Annotated in this window: 2 protein-coding genes; one reads left to right on the forward strand and one right to left on the reverse strand. The window is 54.3% G+C overall.

Annotation, left to right across the window (positions count from 1 at the left end; genetic code table 11):
- The coding region (locus H5U08_RS19675) for a trehalose-6-phosphate synthase (protein ID WP_297037137.1) at positions 1–381 on the forward strand (381 nt) is incomplete at its 5' end.
- A gap of 197 nt (positions 382–578) precedes the next feature.
- Here the strand turns inward: H5U08_RS19675 and H5U08_RS19680 are convergent.
- A partial coding sequence (locus H5U08_RS19680) for an EF-hand domain-containing protein (RefSeq protein ID WP_297037140.1) occupies positions 579–1,042 on the reverse strand: 464 nt, incomplete at its 5' end.

Below are 1,042 nucleotides of genomic sequence, written 5' to 3' on the forward strand. Positions count from 1 at the left end.
CTCATCACGCCGCTCAAAGATGGTATGAACCTGATCGCCAAAGAATACTGCGTGACGAACGTGGATAATGACGGAGTGCTGATCCTGAGTGAATTTGCCGGAGCAGCTTCTCAGCTTCAAAATGGGGCCATCCTTGTGAACCCGTTCCATGTCCAGCAGGTTGCCTCCGCGATTCATCAAGCATGTACGATGCCGATCACAGAGCGCAAGCGGCGAATGAAAAAACTGCGGCAGTCTATTCGCAAGCAGGATATTTTCTGGTGGGTGGACTCTTTTCTGCGGAGTGCAATCGCCAAAGACCTCAGCGAGTTTCCCCAGTTGGACGAGTATATGCCTCTCTCGACCCCACCGGAAACTGTGGTCAGTGGCACCGAGACATAGTCAGCATCTCCCCGGCCAGCGAACTGGTCATCCGTTCCCTGCTGCGGGGTCAATCCGGGAAATCGCGGGTGTTTTTTTGCAATCCTGATTGGTTTTTTCGTAACCAGGATCCACCGCACTGTTTTTGGCGGTTGTGATCGCACGGGGACGGCCAACCACCACCATCGGCGAAGGGGGCCCCGAAAAACCCGCTCCAATCACTTTGCTTTGAGGCATTCTTGTGGGGTGATCACCCCATCTCCATTGAGATCGTACTTTTGGAATTCGCGGAGCTTATCGGGCGTCCATTTATCTGTAAACTCGGACATCAGCACTTGCCCATCCTTGTCTTTATCGCGGTCTTTGAACCAGGATGGAAGATCTGGGGGGAGCCGTTCCCAGGGCAGCCTTTGGATGAAGCGCTTGCCTGTGCGGTTTGACGCCTGAGTGGCGGTTGGCTGGCCGCTTTGCGATGAATTTGCGCCTGATTCTCCAGCGAGGTGTCGGCCAATTTCTTCAAGGGTGAGTTCACCATCCCCGTTCTGGTCGGCCTTTGCCCAATCGCTGCCCCGCATTTTTGACCACTCATCCTTTTCCAGCTTGCCGTTATGGTTTTCGTCGTATTGACGCATAAGACTTTCCGCGTATCGACGAATTCTTTCGTCCAACGGAGGCGGCGGGG

It is taken from the genome of Thermogutta sp. (genome assembly GCF_014359955.1).
Classification (GTDB): Bacteria; Planctomycetota; Planctomycetia; order Pirellulales; family Thermoguttaceae; genus Thermogutta.